21 protein-coding genes are annotated in these 20391 nt (G+C 71.5%); 15 read left to right on the top strand and 6 right to left on the bottom strand.

From position 1 onward, the window contains the following. Positions 1 to 47: 47 nt before the first annotated feature. The gene (gene purL, locus ABZ671_RS03380; RefSeq protein WP_357850375.1) at positions 48 to 2432 is read left to right on the top strand and encodes a phosphoribosylformylglycinamidine synthase subunit PurL; all 2385 of its coding nucleotides are present in this window, start codon (positions 48 to 50) and stop codon (positions 2430 to 2432) included. A 10-nt stretch (positions 2433 to 2442) separates the two neighbouring features. Beyond that, positions 2443 to 3192: a 2-phosphosulfolactate phosphatase gene (locus ABZ671_RS03375; RefSeq protein WP_357850372.1), complete on the top strand. Its 750-nt coding sequence runs from the start codon at positions 2443 to 2445 to the stop codon at positions 3190 to 3192. 97 nt (positions 3193 to 3289) lie between these two features. Here the strand turns inward: ABZ671_RS03375 and ABZ671_RS03370 are convergent, their stop codons facing one another. Next, positions 3290 to 5314, bottom strand: coding sequence for a carboxypeptidase-like regulatory domain-containing protein (locus tag ABZ671_RS03370; RefSeq protein ID WP_357850645.1), 2025 nt, complete (start codon positions 5312 to 5314; stop codon positions 3290 to 3292). Positions 5315 to 5421: 107 nt separating this feature from the next. Here ABZ671_RS03370 and ABZ671_RS03365 point away from each other — a divergent pair, with 107 nt between their 5' ends. The 5 genes from ABZ671_RS03365 (at position 5422) to amcA (ending at position 10105) form a co-directional block, all read left to right on the top strand. Beyond that, positions 5422 to 5775 carry a sterol carrier family protein gene (locus ABZ671_RS03365; RefSeq protein ID WP_357850368.1) on the top strand — a complete coding sequence of 118 codons (354 nt, stop codon included), beginning with the start codon at positions 5422 to 5424 and terminating at the stop codon, positions 5773 to 5775. A 161-nt stretch (positions 5776 to 5936) separates the two neighbouring features. Beyond that, a complete protein-coding gene (purF, locus tag ABZ671_RS03360; RefSeq protein ID WP_357850365.1) occupies positions 5937 to 7457 on the top strand; it encodes an amidophosphoribosyltransferase in 1521 nt (506 codons plus the stop codon). Between the two features lie 61 nt (positions 7458 to 7518). Continuing rightward, positions 7519 to 8673: a phosphoribosylformylglycinamidine cyclo-ligase gene (purM, locus tag ABZ671_RS03355; RefSeq protein ID WP_357850360.1), complete on the top strand. Its 1155-nt coding sequence runs from the start codon at positions 7519 to 7521 to the stop codon at positions 8671 to 8673. A gap of 123 nt (positions 8674 to 8796) precedes the next feature. After that, complete coding sequence (amcB, locus tag ABZ671_RS03350; protein WP_357850641.1) at positions 8797 to 9900, top strand: cyclophane-forming radical SAM peptide maturase AmcB; 1104 nt, start codon at positions 8797 to 8799, stop codon at positions 9898 to 9900. Continuing rightward, the gene (gene amcA / locus ABZ671_RS03345) at positions 9869 to 10105 is read left to right on the top strand and encodes a multiple cyclophane-containing RiPP AmcA (protein WP_357850357.1); all 237 of its coding nucleotides are present in this window, start codon (positions 9869 to 9871) and stop codon (positions 10103 to 10105) included. The genes amcB and amcA overlap by 32 nt, the downstream gene beginning before the upstream one ends. A 147-nt stretch (positions 10106 to 10252) precedes the next feature. Here the strand turns inward: amcA and ABZ671_RS03340 are convergent, their stop codons facing one another. Together ABZ671_RS03340 and ABZ671_RS03335 are read right to left on the bottom strand one after the other, a co-directional pair. Continuing rightward, positions 10253 to 10468, bottom strand: a complete 216-nt coding sequence (locus ABZ671_RS03340; protein ID WP_357540339.1) for a DUF3073 domain-containing protein — start codon at positions 10466 to 10468, stop codon at positions 10253 to 10255. Between the two features lie 302 nt (positions 10469 to 10770). Beyond that, a complete protein-coding gene (locus ABZ671_RS03335) occupies positions 10771 to 11853 on the bottom strand; it encodes a Glu/Leu/Phe/Val dehydrogenase dimerization domain-containing protein (protein ID WP_357850353.1) in 1083 nt (360 codons plus the stop codon). Positions 11854 to 12027: 174 nt separating this feature from the next. Here ABZ671_RS03335 and ABZ671_RS03330 point away from each other — a divergent pair, with 174 nt between their 5' ends. Both ABZ671_RS03330 and ABZ671_RS03325 read left to right on the top strand, forming a co-directional pair. Beyond that, positions 12028 to 12867: a hypothetical protein gene (locus ABZ671_RS03330; protein WP_357850350.1), complete on the top strand. Its 840-nt coding sequence runs from the start codon at positions 12028 to 12030 to the stop codon at positions 12865 to 12867. A 254-nt stretch (positions 12868 to 13121) separates the two neighbouring features. Further along, the gene (locus ABZ671_RS03325) at positions 13122 to 13331 is read left to right on the top strand and encodes a BldC family transcriptional regulator (RefSeq protein ID WP_007073996.1); all 210 of its coding nucleotides are present in this window, start codon (positions 13122 to 13124) and stop codon (positions 13329 to 13331) included. Positions 13332 to 13399: 68 nt separating this feature from the next. On the opposite strand, the gene ABZ671_RS03320 is transcribed toward ABZ671_RS03325, so the two are convergent. Next, entirely contained in the window at positions 13400 to 13798 is a 399-nt protein-coding gene (locus ABZ671_RS03320; protein ID WP_357850347.1) for a PPOX class F420-dependent oxidoreductase, read from the bottom strand. Positions 13799 to 13853: 55 nt separating this feature from the next. Between ABZ671_RS03320 and ABZ671_RS03315 the strand changes: the two genes are divergently transcribed. The 3 genes from ABZ671_RS03315 to ABZ671_RS03305 all read left to right on the top strand — a co-directional run bounded on the left by ABZ671_RS03315 (position 13854) and on the right by ABZ671_RS03305 (position 16304). Then, positions 13854 to 14630, top strand: a complete 777-nt coding sequence (locus ABZ671_RS03315) for a class I SAM-dependent methyltransferase (RefSeq protein WP_357850344.1) — start codon at positions 13854 to 13856, stop codon at positions 14628 to 14630. 123 nt (positions 14631 to 14753) lie between these two features. Next, positions 14754 to 15353: an RNA polymerase sigma factor gene (locus ABZ671_RS03310; protein ID WP_357850341.1), complete on the top strand. Its 600-nt coding sequence runs from the start codon at positions 14754 to 14756 to the stop codon at positions 15351 to 15353. Between the two features lie 15 nt (positions 15354 to 15368). Next, positions 15369 to 16304 (top strand): CU044_5270 family protein, encoded by a 936-nt coding sequence (locus ABZ671_RS03305; RefSeq protein ID WP_357850638.1) that lies wholly within the window; start codon positions 15369 to 15371, stop codon positions 16302 to 16304. Between the two features lie 68 nt (positions 16305 to 16372). Here ABZ671_RS03305 and ABZ671_RS03300 read toward each other — a convergent pair whose 3' ends face one another. Continuing rightward, positions 16373 to 16651, bottom strand: coding sequence for a hypothetical protein (locus ABZ671_RS03300; protein ID WP_357850338.1), 279 nt, complete (start codon positions 16649 to 16651; stop codon positions 16373 to 16375). A 164-nt stretch (positions 16652 to 16815) separates the two neighbouring features. Here ABZ671_RS03300 and ABZ671_RS03295 point away from each other — a divergent pair, with 164 nt between their 5' ends. Continuing rightward, a complete protein-coding gene (locus tag ABZ671_RS03295) occupies positions 16816 to 17673 on the top strand; it encodes a 3-hydroxyacyl-CoA dehydrogenase family protein (protein WP_357850335.1) in 858 nt (285 codons plus the stop codon). Beyond that, a complete protein-coding gene (locus ABZ671_RS03290; RefSeq protein ID WP_357850332.1) occupies positions 17670 to 18413 on the top strand; it encodes an enoyl-CoA hydratase/isomerase family protein in 744 nt (247 codons plus the stop codon). The genes ABZ671_RS03295 and ABZ671_RS03290 overlap by 4 nt, the downstream gene beginning before the upstream one ends. Positions 18414 to 18471: 58 nt before the next feature. Here the strand turns inward: ABZ671_RS03290 and ABZ671_RS03285 are convergent, their stop codons facing one another. After that, complete coding sequence (locus ABZ671_RS03285) at positions 18472 to 19815, bottom strand: ABC transporter substrate-binding protein (RefSeq protein WP_357850330.1); 1344 nt, start codon at positions 19813 to 19815, stop codon at positions 18472 to 18474. A gap of 164 nt (positions 19816 to 19979) precedes the next feature. On the opposite strand from ABZ671_RS03285, the gene ABZ671_RS03280 reads away from it, so the two are divergent. Further along, positions 19980 to 20369, top strand: coding sequence for a hypothetical protein (locus tag ABZ671_RS03280; RefSeq protein WP_357850327.1), 390 nt, complete (start codon positions 19980 to 19982; stop codon positions 20367 to 20369). The last annotated feature ends 22 nt before the right edge of the window (positions 20370 to 20391 follow it).

Genomic DNA, 20391 nt, shown 5'->3' with positions numbered 1-20391 from the left:
GGTCGGCTCACCCGCCGCTTGGGCGGCGAGCGCAGCGAGGAGAGGTCATGACCACCCATCCGGACCCGGCCCTGCGGGAGACGGGCGTGGACACCGTGCCCCGGGCCACCGGCACGCCGGAGGAACTCCAGCCGTACGCGGAGCTGGGTCTTCGCGACGACGAGTACGACCGGATCCGGCACATCCTCGGCCGCCGGCCCACCCAGGCCGAGCTGGCCATGTACTCGATCATGTGGAGCGAGCACTGCTCCTACAAGTCGAGCAAGGTGCACCTGCGCCAGTTCGGCGAGAAGGCCCCGCCGAGCGACCGGCTGCTGGCCGGCATCGGCGAGAACGCCGGCGTGGTGCAGGTCTCCGACGAGCTGGCCGTGACCTTCAAGGTCGAGTCGCACAACCACCCGAGCTTCGTCGAGCCGTACCAGGGCGCGGCGACCGGCGTTGGCGGCATCGTGCGGGACATCCTCGCCATGGGCGCGCGTCCGGTCGCGGTGATGGACCCGCTGCGCTTCGGCGCGGCCGACCACCCCGACACCGCGCGGGTGCTGCCCGGCGTGGTCGCCGGCATCGGCGGCTACGGCAACTGCCTCGGCCTGCCGAACATCGGCGGCGAGGTGGTCTTCGACCCCTGCTACCAGGGCAACCCCCTGGTCAACGCGCTCTGCCTCGGCGTGCTGCCGGTCGACCGGCTGCAGAAGAAGGAGGCCGCCGGCCCCGGCAACGTCGTGGTGCTGATGGGCGCCAAGACCGGCCGGGACGGCATCGGCGGCGTGTCGGTGCTGGCCAGCGCCACCTTCGACGAGGGCAGCGAGCAGCGCCGCCCGTCGGTGCAGGTGGGTGACCCGTTCATCGAGAAGCTGCTCATCGAGGCGTGCCTGGAGCTCTACGACGCCGAGCTGGTCGTCGGCATCCAGGACCTCGGCGGCGCGGGCCTGACCTGCGCGCTCACCGAGACCGCCGCGGCGGCCGGCACCGGCATGCGGGTGTGGCTGGAGCGGGTGCCGCTGCGCGAGCCATCGATGGAGCCGCACGAGATCCTGGCCAGCGAGTCCCAGGAGCGGATGCTGCTGGTCGTCGCCCCGGACCAGCTCGAGGCGGTACTCAAGATCGCCGACAAGTGGGGCGTGCTCGCCACCGCGATCGGCGAGGTCACCGCGCCCGAGCCGGACGGCCGGCCGGGTCGCCTGCTGGTCACCTGGCGCGACCACGTGGTGGTCGACGTGCCGCCGGGCTCGTTGGTCGACGACGGCCCGGTCTACGCGCGTCCGATGCGCGAGCCGGCAGACCTGATCCTGCTCCAGGCCGACCGGGCCGAGACGCTGCCCCGGCCGAACAACCCGGAGGCGCTCCGGGAAACCGTGCTGCGCATGATCGCGTCGCCGAACCTGGCCGACAAGACCTGGGTCACCGAGCAGTACGACCGGTACGTGCTGGGCAACACCGTGCTCGCCCAGCCGGAGGATTCCGGCGTGGTCCGGATCGACGAGCGGACCGGCCTCGGCGTTGCCCTCTCCGTGGACGGCAACGGCCGGTACGCGCGCCTCGACCCGTACCACGGGACGAAGCTCGCCCTGGCCGAGGCGTACCGGAACGTGGCGGTGACCGGCGCGAAGCCGATCGCCGTGACCAACTGCCTCAACTTCGGCTCGCCTGAGGACCCGGGCGTGATGTGGCAGTTCGCCGAGGCGGTCCGCGGCCTGGCGGACGGCTGCCTGGAACTGGGCATCCCGGTGACCGGCGGCAACGTCAGCTTCTACAACCAGACCAATGCGGCGGCGATCCACCCGACCCCGGTGGTCGGGGTGCTGGGCGTGCTGGACAACGTCGCCGAGCGGGTGCCGATGGGCTTCGTGCCGCGTCCGGCCGGTGACCACGACCAGCTCTTCCTGCTCGGCGAAACGCGCGTCGAGCTCTCCGGCTCAGAGTGGGCCTGGGTGACCCACGAGCACCTGGGCGGCATCCCGCCGCAGGTCGACCTGGCCCGTGAGCGGCAGCTCGCCGAGCTGCTGGCGGCCGCTGCCCGGGTGGGGCACCTCAGCTCCGCGCACGACCTCTCCGACGGCGGCCTCGCTCAGAGTTTGGTCGAGTCCTGCCTGCGGCGTGGTGTCGGCGCCCGAGTGTCGGTGCCGGAGCAGTTCGCCGGCGGGTCGATGCCGTTCGTCTACCTGTTCAGCGAGTCCGCCGGCCGGGTGCTGGTGTCGGTGCCGCGCGGGCACGACAAGGCGTTCACCGCACTCTGCGCCGAGCACGGGGTGCCGTGGGAGGTCATCGGGGTCACCGACCCGGCCGGTGCCGCTCTGGAAGTGCACGGCCAGTTCCGGATCGGCCTCGACGAGCTGCGCGCCGCGCACACCGCGACCCTGCCGCGCCTCTTCGGCAGCCCGGAGGCGGCCGACCGAGGCCCGGACGAGGGTCCCGCACCGGATCAGCATTGAGGCCTGGTCGTTGGCCGTCTTTTCCCAACCCGGTTCCGGTGCCCGGTTCGACTGGGGGCTGACCGGGGCGGCGGAACTCGGTCGGGTCTGTGCCGCCCTGGTGGTGGTGGACGTGCTCTCGTTCACCACTGCCGTGGAGGTGGCGGTCGGGCGGGGCATGCGGGTGCACCCTTTCCCGTGGGGGGAGCAGGCGGCCGACTACGCCCGCCGGGTGGGTGCGGTGGCCGCGGTCGGCCGTCGACAGACGACGCCGGAACACCCGTGGTCGCTGTCGCCGGCAGCCTTGCGGGCCGCACCGGTCGTCACGGACCTGGTGCTGCCGTCGCCGAACGGCTCGGCGATCAGCGCCGCCGCGAGCGCCACCGGCATACCGGTGGTTGCGGCGTGCCTGCGTAACGCACGCGCTGTCGGGCGCTGGCTGCGCGCCGAGGGGTACGGCTCCACCGAAGCCCCGGTGGGGGTGGTGGCTGCCGGGGAACGCTGGCCGGACGGCTCGCTACGCCCCTGCGTGGAGGACCAACTCGGCGCAGCCGGGGTGCTGGACGCCCTCTCCGGCGTGCCGGGTGGGCTCTCGGTGGAGGCGGCGGTGGCGCTGGCCGCGCTGGCCTGCATTCCCGACGTGCCGGCGGCGATTCGCGGCGCTGTCTCCGGCAGGGAACTCGTCGAGGGCGGCTTCGCCGACGACGTGGAAGTCGCAGTCCAGGTGGACGTTTCCGACGTGGTGCCGGTGCTGCACCAGGGCTACTTCACCGCCGGCTGACCCGGCCGGCACGCCAGCCTGATCATGCGAAGTGGCCGCCCGGAGGAGCTGGGCGGCCACTGCCGATCGCGTGGGCGAACCCCGTGGGTCTGCCCGGTCAGTCGTCCAGCCAGTCGAGGCGGCGGCCGCCGTCCTGCGGGGCATCCGGGCGTCCCCGACCCGCCTGGGTCGGGTCACCGTGGTAGCCGCCCTGGTCGTAGCCCGGGTTGTCGTAGGCACCGCTGCGCTGCTGCGGCGGCTGCTCCTGGCTGTAGCCGCCCTGCTGCGGCTGGCCGTAGCTGCCCTGCTGGCTGTAGCTGCCCTGCTGGTTGTAGCTGCCCTGCTGGCTGTAGCCATCGCCACCGCCGTAGCCGCCGCGCTGGTCGTAACCGTCGTAGCCCTGCTGCTGGCCGCTGTCGTAGCCCTGCTGCTGGCCGCCGTAGCCGCCGGTCGAGCCGTAGGCGTTGCCGGACTCTGCGCCGCGGCCGTACTGGCCCTGGCCGGGCTGCTCGTAGCCTCGGACGTCGTCCGGCTGATAGGTGGTGGTCGGGTACGGGTCGGCCGGCGGCGCGTACTGGGTGCTGTCACCGGTGTAGCGACCGGTGGGTTCGTCGTAGCGGTCGCTGCCGTAGCCGCCGCCCTGGACGGGCGGGTAGCCGCCGGCACCGGCACCGTAGTCCTGGCCGCCGTGGCCGCCGTCGGCGTACGCGCCACCGCCGTAGCCGCCGCCCGACGAGGGGGCGCCGCCGTAGCCGCCGCCGGAGGAGGGGGCGCCGCCGTATCCAGCGCCGGAGGAGGGGGCGCCGCCGTATCCAGCGCCGGAGGAGGGGGCGCCGCCGTAGCCGCCCTGGCCGGGAGCGTCGTTGCCATAGCCGTAGCCGCCCTGCGGGTTGCCGTACGCCGGACCGGGCGGCGCGCCGTACGGGTCCGGCGGGACGTCGTCCACGACCGGGCGGTGCAGCATGGTCGGCGCGTCGCTGAGCGAGGTGCCGCCGACCATCGTCGGCGCGGGCCCGGCGCCCATGCCGCCCACCACTCGGGTTTGGTCGTCCGCGCCTCGGAAGGCACCCCGAGCGGCTGGCACGGCGGCCGCTCCGCCCGAGCCGCCGGGGCCGGTCGGCTCGTCGTCGCCGTCGGCGTTGTCGCCCTCGTTCCTGCGCCGCACGTAGAGCAGCACGATGGTGCCCACGCCCACGGCGACGAAGAGACCGCCGAGCAGGATCAACAGCCAGTTGCTGAAGCCGCCCGAGTCCTGGTTGGCGGCCTGCTGCTGGGCGGGAGCCGCCTCCTCGCCGGTCGGCGTGGCCTCCTCGGTGGCTGGCTCGGTGGCTTCCTCGGTCTGCTCTGCCTCTTCGGTGGGCGACGGAGTGGCGCTGGGAGTGACCTCGACCTCGATCGCGAGGCTGATCCGCTTGCCGGTCACGCTCTCGCCGGCTGCGGCGTTGAACGCCGTGGTGTTTTGCTTGCCGTCCTTGCTGGCACCAAGTTCGATCCGGCCGGGCGCGATCGGGTTCGCCGTCGAGCCGGTGAACCGGAAGTTGCCGCTGTTGTCGCTGGTGGTCGTGAACGGCTGGCCCTTGCTGTCCCGAATCATGACGGTGGCGCCCGCCACGGGCTCGTTGTTGGCCGCGATGATCACCTTGCCGGAGATCGACTTGACCGTCTGCGTCTGCTCCTGCGTCGGCGGAGCGGTTGGCTTGACGGTGACGCGGAGCGTACGGGAATCGCCTCCGGTGACCGAGATTCTCGCCTGGGTTCCGTTGGCGGCGGGTGCGCTGGGTGCCGCCGACAGGGTCAACTTCACCGGCTGCGGGTTCGACCCCTCGAAGTTGATCGGCCCGCATCCCCCGCAGGTGACGCCGTCAGGCAGACCGGTGATGTCGATGTCCGCGGATGTTTCGCCGTTCTCGGGTCGTACGACGACGTTGACGTTGCTGCTCTGGCCAGCGTCGATCGTGACGGAGTTGTCTGCCGTGCTGATTTTGGCTGCCAGCGCCGGTGTGGCGGGGACGGTGAGCAGCGCGCCGAGAACCGCCGCTACGACCACACCCGCCCGCTGCTTCCAGGCACGTCGGTGTGTTGACACGTCCACCGCCTTCCGGGTCTGATCCTTCCGCCGGCCGGTGTCGGGCCGGGGAACGATCACTCACGGTACGAAATACGCCGTCGGCAACTATGCCTTGTCTGACCGGAACATCTCTACCCAGGGCCGGCATCGGCCGGATCGTTGCCGGGCCGTATCGTCCATTCATGTCCTCTCCGCGCCCTAAGTCCGCTGCGGTAACGGCGGCGTTGACGGCGCTGGATGAGGGGCGTACACCCGAACGGCCAGTGTTCCGGGAAGCGGTCCGTACGCTCTTGGCCGCCCTCGCGGAGCGTGCCCCTGGCCGATCGGTGGAGGTTCGGGTGCCACCATACGGTGCTGTCCAGTGCGTTTCCGGGCCGCGACACACCCGTGGCACCCCGCCGAATGTGGTGGAGATGGACCCGGCCACCTGGCTCGCGCTGGCCACCGGGCGCTTGGGCTGGGCGGAGGCGGTCACCGAGGGTCGCGTACGGGTGAGCGGCGTTCGCGCCGACCTTTCCGCGCATCTTCCGCTCTGAGCTGGCCGAACACCGAAGATCGTCTTACGTTGGGCGAACAAGCCGTGACTGTCGGTATCGGTAGGAGGTCGCGTACACTGGCAGGCGACGACGGTCCCGGTTGTACGTGCGGAGCTGCCCCCGACTCCGCCAGTCCGGTCCAGACCAGCGAGGAGCGGCAGGTGCCCCGAGGCGATGGCCGACTGAGCCACGACCTTGACCCCCAGCGACCCGGCCCACAGGACGCCTGCGGCGTCTTCGGCGTCTGGGCGCCGGGTGAGGAGGTCGCCAACCTGACCTACTTCGGGCTCTACGCCCTCCAGCACCGTGGCCAGGAGGCGGCCGGCATCGCGGTGAGCGACGGCTCGGGGGTGGTGGTCTTCAAGGACCTCGGCTTGGTCGCCCAGGTCTTCGACGAGCCGACGCTGGCCAGCCTGCGCGGGCACGTCGCGATCGGCCACGCCCGCTACTCCACCACGGGCGGCTCGACCTGGGAAAATGCCCAGCCGACCATCCGCGCGACCAGCGCCGGCACCACGATCGCGCTGGCCCACAACGGCAACCTGGTCAACACCGCCGAGCTCCAGCGCGAGGCGGCCGAGCGGGGCCTGGAATCCGACGGCTCGACCAACGACACCTCCCTGGTCACGATGCTGCTGGCCAGTCGGCCCGATCTCTCCGTCGAGGCGGCCGCGCTGGAGGTGCTGCCCCGGCTGCGGGGCGCGTTCAGTTTCGTCTTCATGGACGAGTCGACCCTCTACGCGGCCCGTGACCCGCACGGCGTACGCCCGCTGGTGCTCGGCCGGTTGGAGCGTGGCTGGGTGGTGGCCAGCGAGACCGCCGCGCTGGACATCGTCGGGGCGAGCGTGGTCCGCGAGATCGAGCCGGGCGAGTTGATCGCCATCGACGAGGACGGGCTGCGGTCCACCCGGTTCGCCGCCCCGGAGCCGAAGGGCTGCCTCTTCGAGTACGTGTACATCGCCCGCCCGGACGCCACCATCGCCGGGCGCAACGTGCACTCCGCCCGGGTGCAGATCGGCCGCCAGCTCGCCAAGGAGCACCCGGTCGAGGCCGACCTGGTGATCCCGGTGCCGGAGTCGGGCACCCCGGCCGCGATCGGCTACGCCGAGGAGTCCGGCATCACCTACGGCCAGGGCCTGATGAAGAACCCGTACGTCGGGCGCACCTTCATCCAGCCGTCCCAGACCCTGCGCCAGCTCGGTATCCGGCTCAAGCTGAACCCGCTACGGGAGAACGTCCGGGGCAAGCGCCTGGTCGTGGTGGACGACTCGATCGTGCGCGGCAACACCCAGCGGGCCATCGTGCGGATGCTGCGCGAGGCGGGCGCCCTGGAGGTCCACGTCCGGATCTCCTCCCCGCCGGTCAGCTGGCCCTGTTTCTACGGGATCGACTTCGCCAATCGAGCGGAGTTGCTGGCCAACGGGCTGGACAACGACGGCATCCGACGGTCGATCGGCGCCGACACGCTGGGTTATGTCTCGCTGTCCGGGCTGATCGCCGCGACCGAGCAGCCGAAGACCCGGCTCTGCCGGGCGTGCTTCGATGGGGAATACCCGATCGAGCTGCCGGCCGGGCACCTGATCGGCAAGCACGTGCTCGAAGGCGTGGGTCGCCGGGTCGCCGCCAAGGCGTCCGAGGCCACTGCTGAATCCACCACCGCGCTCGCCACCCATCGCCCATAGCACCACCGACGTGGGGCCGGCTGATCCGGGCGGCCCCACGAGAACCACAAAGGGGAGAATCGTGACGCACGTGTCCGAGCGCAGCGGCGCAGGAAGCAGCCCGACGGGCGCTGGCGGCGACCGCCAGCCCTGGGCGGCCGGCACCAGCCGTACGACGCGCAAACGTTCGGTCTCCTACGCCGACGCCGGGGTGTCGATCGAGGCGGGCGACCGGGCGGTCGAGCTGCTGAAGTCCAAGGTCAAGCAGACCCGACGCCCGGAGGTCATGGGTGACCTGGGCGGGTTCGCCGGCCTGTTCCGGCTGGACACCCAGAAATACAAGAACCCGATCCTCGCCTCCTCCACCGATGGCGTGGGCACCAAACTGGTGATCGCCCAGCAGCTCGACATCCATGACACGGTCGGCATCGACCTGGTCGCGATGGTGGTCGACGACCTGGTCGCCTGCGGTGCCGAGCCGCTCTTCCTGCTCGACTACATCGCCACCGGCGAGGTCGTGCCGGACAAGGTCGCCGAGATCGGCGCGGGCATCGCCGACGGCTGCCGGTACGCGGGCTGTGCGCTGCTTGGTGGCGAGACCGCGGAGCACCCGGGCGTGCTGCGCCCCGACGAGTACGACATCTCCGCCACCGGCGTCGGGGTGGTGGAGGAGAGCGAGATCCTCCGCCCCGAGCGGGTCGAGGTGGGCGACGTGGTGATCGCCATGCGCTCCTCCGGCCTGCACTCCAACGGCTACTCGCTGGTCCGGCACGTGCTGCTCGGCGCCGCTCGGATGCGGCTGGACGTGGTGATCGAGGACTTCGGCCGGCAGCGGACCCTCGGCGAGGAACTGCTCACCCCGACCAAGATCTACGCGCAGGACTGCCTCAAGCTGATCGCCGAGACCGAGGTGCGGGCGTTCGCCCACGTCACCGGCGGTGGCATCCCGGGCAACCTGGTCCGGGTCCTGCCCGAGCACGTCGACGCGGTGGTCAACCGGTCCACCTGGAAGCCGCAGCCGATCTTCGACCTGATCCAGTCCAAGGGCCGGATCGAGGACCCGGACATGGAAGCCACGTTCAACATGGGCGTCGGCATGTTCGCGATCGTCTCCGCCGAGGACGCCGACCGTGCGCTGGCCACCCTGACCGGTCGGGGTGTGGACGCCTGGCAGGCCGGCGAGATCATCGAGGGTTCCGGCAACGTGCAGATGATCGGTCACCACACCCGGGGTTGATCACGTTCTGGTGATCCTCCAGCCACCCGATCAGGGGTTCACCCGAGTGGTCACCTCCGCCTAGCCTGAAGGGCACTTCGGCTGACAGGGGGAGGGGTGATGGCCGTTCACACGCGCGCCGGGATGCGCGGCATCTCCGCCGTCCCCTCGTATGTGGTGATGCAGCCGACTACCCTCTGCAATCTTGACTGCGCCTACTGCTACCTGCCGATGCGGTCGGCGGACCGGCGAATGCCGGTCGCGGTCGCCGATGCGGTGGCGGCGTCGGTGAACCCGTGGGCGGCGGCGGGGCGCTTCTCGGTCGTCTGGCACGGCGGGGAGCCCCTCGCGGCTGGCCGGGAGCACCTGGCGGCCCTGCTCGCCCCGTTCGGGCCCGAGGTGGAGCACCACGTCCAGACCAACGCCACGTTGATCGACGACGCCTGGTGCGCGTTCTTCGCCGAGCACGCGGTGCGGGTCAGCGTGAGCGTGGACGGGCCGCGCGAGCGCAACGCGGAGCGGGTCACCCGGGGCGGCCGGCCGGCGTACGACCGGATCATGGCGGGGGTGGGGGCGCTGCGCCGGCACGGGGTGCCCTTCTCAGCCCTCGCCGTGGTGTCCCGGCCCGGTCCCGGCCTCGCCGCCGAGCTGTACGACTATTTCCTCGATCTCGGCTGCGACGTGCTCGGCGTCAACATCGAGGAGACCGAGGGGGTCAACACCCGGAGCAACGCCCGGGACGCCGCTGCGGTGACCACGTTCTGGGGGGAGCTGGTCGGCGCGTGGCGCCGGGATCCCCGGATCCACCTGCGCGAGGTGGAGTGGTCGCTGCGCTACGCCGGCGCTGTCCTGGCCGGCACCGCAGACGAGCTGCTGCCCCGGCAGCTCGATCCGATCCCCACCGTCGCCCACGACGGCTCGGTGGTCGTGCTCTCCCCGGAGTTGGCCGGCTTCACCGACCCCCGGTACGGCGACTTCGGCAGCGGTAACGTGCTGACCACGCCGCTGGCCGAGATCCTGGCCGGCGTGGGGCGGACCCCTTGGGTGGCGGAGTTCGTCGCCGGCGTCGAGGCATGCCGTTCGTCCTGCGCCTACTTCGACTTTTGTGGCGGTGGCCACGCCGCCAACCGCTATTTCGAGCAGGGCCGTTTCGACGGTACGGAGACCGAGCACTGCCGCAACAGCAAGATCCGCTTACTGGAGGGAGTGTTGGAGCATGCCCGAGGACAGCAGTCACCGGCAGCCTGAGCACGTCAGGGAAGCCGACCCGAACCCAGTCGTCGAGCGCGTGCGGGAAGCCGCTGCGGGCCTGACCACACTGCTCCACGAGGCCGAGGCCGCGCGACTGCTGCGGGCGGAGGTCCCGGGCGGCGACGGTGCCAGCGCGGTGTGCGCGTGGAACCACTTCGAGAACATTCCGACGTTCTACAACTGGAACAATCGGCCCCGCTGACGGTGCGAATCCGCGACCAAGGACCTGTCGCCGCTCAGGGATGTCCCATCGGTGCGACAGGTCCTTGATCGTCGGTCGTACGCCGGCTTTCGCAGAGCACATGCGTGAGCACGCGGGGCTTACCGCGTGCTCAGATGTGACCGGAGGTCAGCGGGCCGGACGGGCCCAAGTGTCCGGGTCCTCGTCCGCGTGGTCCTCGTCATCGTCGTCGACATACTCTTTGTAGTCGTCGTCGAAGTCGCGGTTCGACTTGCCGCTGCCGCCGAGTTCTCGCTGCAAGGCGGCGAGGTCGGTGTTCGGGGAGTGGTACTTCAACTCCCGGGCCACCTTTGTCTGCTTGGCCTTAGCACGGCCGCGCCCCATGGCTCGACCCCCTCGCACAGAATGCGGGGCAGCCCGAAGGCGGGCCCCGATGACGTCAGGCATCTCTCGTGGCTCTTACGGTACATGGGGATGCCACCGTTCGGCACCTCGGGTTACCGTCTGCCGGCCCTGCGCGTCGCAGTTGCCCGGCTGTCACAAAGTGTATCGGGTAAGGAGCGGGTGCCGGGGGTGGCCGTGACAGCGGGCAAACCGGTCTGAAATACCCCAATGTTGAGCTTAACGTCGCTCAGGCCGACCCGCCGGGTCGGGGGCGAAGTCGAACCCCGCCCCCGACGTGACGTTCACCGCAGTCTGATCGTCCGGAGCCGGCCGACCTCGGCCATCCGCCGCTCGGCGAGCCGGTCCGCGGCCACCGCGGGCGGCACGCCCTCGTCGTCGGCGAGCTGCAGAATCTCCCGGGTGGTGTCGTAGATCCGGGTGGCCCGCAGCTTGGCCCGCTCGAAGTTGAAGCCCTCGATCTCGTCGGCGACCTGGATCACGCCGCCGGCGTTCACCACGTAGTCGGGGGTGTAGAGGATGCCCCGGTCGGCGAGGACCTTCTCGATCCCGGGGTGGGCGAGCTGGTTGTTCGCCGCGCCGGTGACCACCTTGGCCCGCAGCACCGGCACGGTGTCGTCGTTCAGGGCGCCGCCCAGCGCGCACGGGGCGTACACGTCGATGTCGGAGGCGACCAGCGCCGCCGCGTCGTCGACGAGCTCGACCTGCGGGTGGGTCGTGCGCACCCACTCCAGGGCCTTCGGGTTGACGTCGGTCGCCACGACCTCCGCCCCGTCCCCCACCAGGTGGCCGGTCAGGTACTTGCCGACCTTGCCCAGGCCGGCTACGCCGACCCGCCGGCCGGCCAGCGTCGGGGTGCCCCAGACGTGCTCGGCGGCGGCCCGCATGCCCTGGAACACGCCCCAGGCGGTCAGGATTGAGGAGTCGCCCGCACCGCCGTGCTCCACGCTGCGGCCGGTGACGTACCGCGTCTCCCGGGCGATCACGTCCATGTCGGCCACGTAGGTGCCGACGTCGCAGGCGGTGTAGTAGCGCCCACCCAGGGACTCCACGAAGCGGCCGTACGCGCGCAGCAGCGGCTCGCTCTTGATCTGCTCCGGGTCACCCCAGATGACCGCCTTGCCGCCACCGAGGTCGAGACCGGCCAGCGCGTTCTTGTACGCCATGCCACGGGAGAGGTCGAGCACGTCGGCGAGGGCTGCCTCCTCGCTGGCGTACGGGTAGAACCGGGTGCCGCCGAGCGCGGGGCCCAGCGCGGTGGAGTAGATCCCGATGATCGCCTTGAGGCCGGACTGCTTGTCCTGGCAGAACACGACCTGCTCGTGCCCGGTGGATCCCGGGTCGTCGGTGGTGGCGAATACGCCCATGGCTGACTCCTGTGTCGGTGTGCGCCCTTGTGAGGCGCGGACCTGGTGGGACGGCCGGCGGGATGGTGCCGGTGCTGCTGAGCCTAATATCGGCCGAGGCCGTACTGTCGCGCGCGCCAGGTCGCCACGTCACGCCGGCAACGTACGGGTCCCGACTCGTGGGAGGATCGCGCCGTGCCGTCGCTCTTCGCTTCATATCTGCGGGTGTACGAGCCGCTGACCGCCTTCGATCGCGATCGCCAGTCGTTCTGGCGCCGCTATGCCAACGAGGGCCGGGCCGTCGCGCCACTGGAGGGGCCGGCTCGGCAGCGGACCGCGGTCATCGAGGCGCTCGGCGCGGGCTGGACCCGGCTGCCGGAGCTGCCGGACGAGGCGTACGTGCTGGAGACCGATGACTCGCTGCTGGTCTGCCCGTGGAACCTGCGGATTCGGGTGGCCGAGGCGGCCCTGAGCGCCCGGGACGGGGTGCCCTCGGTGCTGGCGGACGCGTTCGTCCCGCCGCCGCTGGCCGGCCAGGCCAAGGCGGTGGTGGAAGACTGGCGCAGCGGGGCGCGGGTGCTGGAGCGCGGGGTGCCGCGGGTGCACGAGCAGATCGCCACCTGGGGAGTGCCGCTGCGCTGGTTCGTGCTCTTCGACGCCCAGGAGCGGCACCTGGTGACCGAACCGGACCGGCGGGCGCTGCGTTACCGAACCGATATCTCGAAGGCGCGCCGGCGGTCGTCTCGAGCCCTGTCCGTGCTGCGGAAGTCGATCGGGGAGGCGCCGATCACCGAGGCGGTCGAGGAGGCCGCCCGGTGGCTGGAGGAGTTCCACCCGCGCTCGGTGGTCGAGCTGGACTACGGCGGCCTGGTGCAGCTGCTGCCGGACGAGACCCTGGCGGCCGACGACTCCGCCGAGCTGGTCGCGACCGGGCTGGCCGGGCTCTCCCGTGGCGAGGCCGAGGAGGCCTCGACGGCGTACGACAAGCTGGTCGCCCGGTGGCGGGCGGTGCAACTGTTGGAGCGCTGCAATTAGCCCGGATTATCCGATTAATACCCCGCTGACGCGAGAGTGTCTCGTAGTTGACGCATCACGAACCGTGATCATGAGTCCGAATAAGGTAGTTTCTGCTGCATAAAAGTCGTAAAAATCGGGCATGGTTCATCCGTCCGTCTAGGGACCTTCAGCCGTTCGGCCCATGTCGGACATCGGGGACTAGCCGGACCATGGGAGACGCGTCGGCCGGCGGGACCCCGGCCGATGTCTATACATGTGGAGGAGTGACCCCGATGGCATCGCGAACGCATGAACCAGAGCCGCTGCTCACACCGGCCGAGGTGGCGTCGATGTTCCGTGTCGACCCGAAGACGGTGACCCGGTGGGCCAAGGCCGGAAAGCTCAGCGCTATCCGGACCCTTGGCGGCCACCGCCGTTACCGGGAGTCGGAGGTCCGGGCCCTGCTGCAGGGGCAGATCCCTCAGCAGCGCCAGGGGGACTGACGACCCGGATTTTCTCAGCGTTCCGATCAGGGGCGGCCGGACATACGCGCAAGCGGTGTCCGCCGCCCTTAGTCGTATCCAGGGGCTCGGCCGTCCAACACGATCCGCAGCCCCACCGTGCCGGTCTCCCCCCGGCGCAGCCGGCTGCCCAGCAGGCTCAGCCGGCCGATCAAGCGGTACTTCTGCTTGAGCAGCCCCCGGATCCGCCGGGTCCCGACCAGGTCACAGATCGACGCGTGCCCCGGCACCGCTGCGCCGTGCGGCCGTCCGCGTACGTCGCAGGGGGCCACCGTCACCCGGCCGTCCCGCCGGATCCGCTTGACCTTGCCGGAGTCCGCCGCGGTCCACACCGCCAGCGCGTCGCCGTCCCGCACCGCCCACACCGGCGTCGGCACCGCCCGCCCGTCCTGACGGAACGTCGTCAGCAGGACATACTTCTCCGCCGTCAGGCGGTCCAGGTCGGCCACGCCGCCCAGGATAAGGTCGCGACAGCTGCCGCTGAGCCCGGTTAGCGTGATCGGCGTGACCGGGGAACCCACGATCGGCGACGTGTTCGGCGAGATGATCCGCGACGTGTACGCCGTCGCCACCGGGATCGGACCCCGGCCGCTGGCCGGTGGCCGGCTGCCCCGGCCGGTCATCGAGATCATCGAGCGGGACGACGGTCTGATCCACGGCGCGCCCGCCGGGCACTACCTCGACCCGCCGGAGGCGTGGCAGCCGTACGATCGCCGGGCCGTGGATCGGGTACGCGGGCAGGTGCTGGACGTCGGCGTCGGCGGCGGCCGGATCGCGCTGCACCTCCAGGAGCGCGAGGTGCCGGTCACCGGCCTGGACACCTCGGTCGGGGCGCTGCGGGTCTGCCGGCACCGGGGCGTACGCGACCTGGTGCACGGCACCGTCGACCAGCACGTCGCCGACGGCCGGCGGTACGACACCTTCCTGCTGCTCGGCAACAACCTCGGGCTGCTCGAGGGGCGGGACCGGGCCCCCGGCTTCCTGGCCGCCCTCGCCGCGCTGGCCCGGCCCGGCGCGCAGGTGATCGCGCAGGGCACCGACCCGTACGGCACCACCGATCCGGTGCAGACGGGCTACCACGAGCGCAACCGGCAGCGTGGGCGGTTCGGCGGTCAGCTCCGCCTGCGGCTGCGCTACCGGCTGCTCGGCACCGAATGGTTCGACTATCTGCTCTGCTCGGTCGACGAACTGGCCGGGCTGATCCACGGCTCGCCGTGGCGACTGGCCGACGTCGACGACGCGGATCACCCCTACTATCTGGCCACCCTGCAGCTGGCCTGAGCGCGGGCTCGGAGCCCGGCGAAATGAACGTGGCGAATCGGGAACCGGATGAGCGCCCGGTGGAGAGAAGAGGTGACAGACCCACCGAGCGAAAGGCTCATCCATGATGCACAGAGGCCTGACATGGCCGGCAACCTGACGTCCGTGGTCTCCGACGCGGCACTCGATGACGCCTCGGTCCTGCGCGACTCCGGAGAGAACCCGGAACTCTTCGCGGTCCTCTACGACCGCTATGCCGAGCAGCTCTTCCAGTACGCCCAACGTCGGCTCGGGCCCGACGCGGCGCAGGACGTGGTGGCCGAGACGTTCCTGGCCGCCTTCCGGCATCGCGCCCGGTACGACGGCACAAGGCCGCTGGCCCGGCCGTGGCTCTTCGGCATCCTGATCAAGGAGATCGCCCGGCACCGCCGAACGGAACGCGCCTATCTGAAGGCGGTGGCGAGTGCTCCGCGCGAGGTGGTGGACGGGCCGGCGGAACGGGTGGTCGACGAGGTGGTGGCCTGGGCGAGCCGGGCCGGCGTCGCCACCGCCCTGCTGGCCCTGTCGGCCCGCGAACGCGAACTGCTGCTGCTCATCGCCTGGAGCGAGCTGAGCTACGAGGAGGCCGCCGAGGTGCTCGGCCTGCCGATCGGCACCGTCCGGTCGCGGTTGAGCCGAGCCCGGCAGAAGGTACGCCGACAACTGGCCGAGGGCGCCGACAAGAACGTCAGGGACGAGAGGTAAACGACGGTGGACGAGATGACAATGATCAAGGACCTTGGCGAGGCCCTCGCTACCGAGCCGCACTCGCCCAGCGGTCTGCGGCACCGGGTGTTGTCGTCGACGCGACCCGGAACGGCCACGGTGGGACGGCGGAGCTGGCTGGGGCGGCGTGGCCTGGTGCCTGTGACGGCTTTCGCGGCCGTCCTGCTCGCGGCCACGCTGGTGGTCTATGGCCGGGGCGGGCCGGTTGAACCCGTCGACGCCTCCGCCGACGCGCCCCGCCTGCTTCTCGCCGCGGCGGAGACCGCGCTTGCCGGCCCCGACCTGGCCCCCCGACCCGACCAGTTCGTGTACGTCGAATCGGTCGGCTCGACAATGGTGGAGGAGTACACCGGTGGCCTGCGGGACAGGCTGCGGCTGACCGGGCACCATCAGGAGTCGCATGAGCGGCAGGTGTGGTGGTCGGTGGACGGCACGCGTGACGGGCTGGTCCGGCTCCGGCCTCGGGGCTCGGATGGAGTGTGGGAAGACCTGTCCCTCACCGCGCCTCAGCCGCCGGCCGCTCCCGCCGGCCTGCCCGAGGACGCGGCGGGCATGCGCGAGTACCTGTACCGCAACTCGCACGGCGCGAACCCGGCCGACCAGCAGGCGTTCATCACCCTCGGTGACCTGATCAAGGAGTCCTACGTGCCACCGCGGGTGCTGGCGGCGGCGTTCCAGGCCGCCGCGGAAATTCCCGGCGTGGAGGTCGTGCCGCACGCGGTCGACGCCGCCGGACGGCCCGGCGTCGCGGTTGCCCGCGAGGACGACGGCCTCCGGGCCGAGCTCATCTTCGACGCGACGACCTACCGGTTCCTGGGCGCGCGAACCATCGTCGTAGGACGGTTCGAGTACCTGCCCAGGGGGACTGTCCGGCACGCCAGCGCGGTGCTGCGACTCGCCGTCGTCGACCAGGCCGGCCAGCACCCGTAGCCGCTAATTCCCGTTCAGCAACAACGGCGGGCGGGCCACAGCCGTGCCCGCCCGCCGCGCCTGCGCTCTCAGACCCGCACGGTCGGGGTGTGCTGCTCGGGCGGGAGGCCGCCGTCGCCGTCGACCACCTCCTCCGGGGTGCCGTCCTCGTCGATGTCGACCATGGTGATGTCCACCTTGCCGTCACCGTCGGTGTCGAACTGGAACAGGTCGGCCGTCCCGTCGCCGTCGGTGTCCGCCACCCACACGTCGGTCCGCCCGTCGTGGTTGGTGTCCGCGCGCAGCAGGTCGACCCGCTCGTCGCCGCGGGTCTCCACGGTTTCGCTGCTCTCCGGTGCCTGGCTCATCTCGCTCCTTCCCTCGGCTTGGCCATCGTCTGTACCCGGTGCGGCGCGCCCCCACGCACGCCGCCCGGGCCGGCCCTGCATAGGGTCGCACCCAGAAACGAGCGGAGCGGGCGGCCGGGCGCGGCGGAGACCCCATGCGCCACCGCACGCGGCGAGAGGACGTCATGAGTGGTCGTTTTGTGGTCGTCGGGGCCGGCACCATGGGCCTCGGCATCGCGTACGTGGCGGCCGGCGCCGGCTACGCGGTCGAGCTGGTCGAGGTGGACCCGGCGCGCGGCGACGCCGCCGTACGGCGGCTCGGCGAGCTGTGGGAGCGCGGGGTGCAGCGCGGCAAGCTGACCGCCGAGGAGGCGGCGGCGAACCGGGAGCGGCTCACCCTGCGGGCCGGGCTCGCCGCGGTCGCCGAGGGGCCCGACGTGATCGTGGAGGCGGTCCCCGAGCGGCTCGACCTGAAGAGGTCGGTGCTCCGGGAGGCCGAGGCGCGGTGCCCCGCCCTGCTCGGCAGCAACACCTCGAGCATCCCGATCGCCGAGCTGGCCGAAGGGCTGGAGCGGCCCGCCGACTTCGTCGGGCTGCACTTCTTCAACCCGGTCTGGGCGATGGCGCTGCTGGAGATCGTGGTCGGCCCGGCCACCGCGCCGGAGACCGCCGAGGCGGCCGTCGCGCTCGCCGGCCGGCTGGGCAAGGACCCCGTCGTCGTACGCGACATGCCCGGCTTCGCCACCTCCCGGCTCGGGGTGACCCTCGGCCTGGAAGCGATCCGGATGGTCGCCGACGAAGTGGCCAGCCCTGCCGACATCGACAAGGCGATGGTGCTCGGCTACCGGCACCCGATCGGCCCGCTGGAGCTGACCGACCTGGTCGGGCTGGACGTTCGGCTCGACATCGCCCGCACCCTCCAGGCCGCGTACGGGGACCGGTTCGCGCCGCCGCCGCTGCTGGTGGAGATGGTGGCCGCCGGGAAGTTGGGCAAGAAGTCCGGCCAGGGTTTCTATGCGTGGAAGGACGGCGTGCGCCAATGAGCGGGCTGCGGATCGAGGAGTTGCCGGACCGGCTGGTCGTCACGCTGGACCGGCCGGAGAAGCGCAACGCCATTGACGCCGACCTGATCGCCGAGTTGCACGCCGTCTGCGCCGAGTTGGAGGCGCGGCCTCGGCTGCTGCTGCTCACCGGCGGGACGGAGGGCATCTTCGCCGGCGGGGCGGACATCGGCCAGCTCCGCGAGCGCGGCCGGCTGGACGCCCTGGCCGCCATCAACCAGGCCGCCTTCGCCCGGATCCGGGCGCTGCCGATGCCGACCGTGGCTGCCGTGGACGGCCCGGCGTTGGGCGGCGGCGCCGAGCTGGCGTACGCCTGTGACCTGCGGGTGTGCACGGCGCGCGCGGCGTTCGGCCAGCCCGAGGTGCGGTTGGGCATCCTGGCCGGCGCGGGCGCGACCTACCGGCTGCCGGCGCTGGTCGGCGAGGCCCGGGCCAAGGAGCTGCTCTTCACCGGCCGGCGGGTGGACGCCGACGAGGCGCTGCGGATCGGCCTGGTCAATCGGGTGGTGGCGGAGCCGGCGGAACTGCTGCCCGCCGCGCACGGTCTGCTCGACGAGATCGCCAAGGGATCGGCGTTGGCGGTGCGGCTGACCAAGCTGGCCGTGGACGCCCCGGCCGCCGCCCACCCACAGCTCGACCTGCTCAGCCAGGCGGTGCTCTTCGAGGACGAGGAGAAGCATCGGCGGATGACCGAGTTCCTGGAGCGACGCCGGGCTCGCTGAGCCGCTGCCCGCACACGGCGACGGCCGCACCGGCTCCCCGGTGCGGCCGTAGGCGTCGTCAGTGTCGGAGCTGCACTCCGGCGTCGGCGAGCGCGGTGATCACGGCTGCGGACTCGCTGAAGCCGATGATGAGCGCGGCATCCGCGTTGAAGTCCTTGATCTCTCTGGCGGCCTCGCTGAAGTCCACCGGTGGGGCGTCGGCGTCGGCCGGCGGCAGGTAGGACAGCAGCTTCACCCGGTCGCCGTCGAAGCCAACCCGCTCCAGCTCGGCGCGGACCTTCTCCTGGAGACCCTCGCCGTACGAATCCTTGCGGGCCACGATGGCGATCTTGTGCGGCCCGTCGCGCAGGATCACGTCGGCCAGCGCCCGACCCTGCAGGGTGTCCGGGGGCGCGGTGCGGAAGTAGAGGCCGTGGTCGTCCGCCGTGGTGAGCCCGGCGTCCGTGTTGGACGGGGAGAAGAGCACCCGGCCGGCGGCGACCACGTCCGGCAGCACCGCGCGGGTGATGCCCGAGGCGCCCGCGCCGATGATGACGTGCACGCCATGCCGCACGTGCGAGGCGACGGTGGCCTTGGCGACGTCCGGGTTGGTGCCGTCGTCGCCGTCGATCCAGACGACCGGCTTGCCGAGCACCCCGCCGGCCGCGTTGATCTCCTTGATCGCGAGCGTTGCGGCGGCCGCCATCGGCGGGTACGCCAGCGCCAGGTCACCGGTCTTCGGCAGCAGCCCGCCGACGACCAGCGGGGCATCATGGGCCTTCTCGCCCGCGCGTTGCTTCTTGGCCTTTGGCGGCGTCCTGGTGCTCGCTGCGGACTCGTCGCCGGCGCCGACGAACTCGGTCTTGCCGTCGTTGAGCTTCTCGTGGTCGAAGTGCAGAGTGGCGTAGCTGGCCGTGGAGGGCTCGCCGGCGTCGGTGAACCCGGACCGGGTCAGCGACACACCCCGGTATTCGATGTCCAGCCCCTGCCGGGCCAGCCCCAGGCAGGCCGCCGGATCCTCGCAGCGTTCACCGTCGTTGGTCACCCCGATGATCTGCTTGGCGATGGCGGTCGGGTCGGTGGTGCCGGCGAGCTGGGCGGCCAGGGCGCTGATCACCACCGCGTCGTACGTCTCGGGGGCGTAGGTGTAGTCCCCCAACTTCGGGTCCACGCTGGCGAGCCGTTCCTTGAAGCTTGCCGACAACGGCATCATCGGGCTCGTGCCCGTCATACCGTTGATCAGGCTGGCGCGATCCTTCAGTTCCCCGGCATAGGAGTTCATCATGTTGGCGTCGGTGCCGTAGAGGCGCACCTGGGTCTGGGTGGCACTCTCGGGCTGGTCACTCCCGCAGGCGCTGGTAGCGAGCAGGAGCGCCGCGCCGGCCGCGAAGACGGCCGCGCGGGACGCGCGTGATACGAGCATGATCGTCCTTCCTCCGGCGAGGTCCGCTGCGCACATTAGCGTGCCGGGGCGGGTTGCGGGGCCATCGAGGACGTTCCGTCGGCAGCTCGACTTCGGATCTCACGCACCGTGACGGGCGGTCTGTTTCGGGTCACCGCTTGACCCCTCGTCCTACTGTTCGTCAGGTGACCGACGAAGCACAGCAGACGCTTAACGATGCGACAGCCGTGCTCCGCTCGGCCCTGGTCGGCGACGGGGATGCGGTGGCGGGCACCTTCGACGCCGTGGTGGACCGTTCCGGTCTGGCCGGGGCGTACGGGGTGGCGTGGTGTCTGGCCGCCACCATGGTCGGCGACGACGCTCCGCTCGGCGCCTGCGCACTGGATTTCCCCGGCATCGACCAGGCCGACTACGACACCCGGTGGGTGGCCCGTTTCGTCAGCGCGTACGCCAACGACGACACCGACACCGGGGAGGCGCTCTTCGGGGCCGCGGCGGCCGACGGGCTGCTGCCGGACTGCCTGCTCACCCTCGCCGGATCGACGGTGGCAACGCTGCGCAGCCGGGAGAGCTGACCAGCCGGCACCGGGATGCCCG

It is taken from the genome of Micromonospora sp. NPDC006766, assembly GCF_040636055.1.
Taxonomy (GTDB): Bacteria; Actinomycetota; Actinomycetes; order Mycobacteriales; family Micromonosporaceae; genus Micromonospora.
This window is presented reverse-complemented; position numbering and strand designations above follow the sequence as displayed.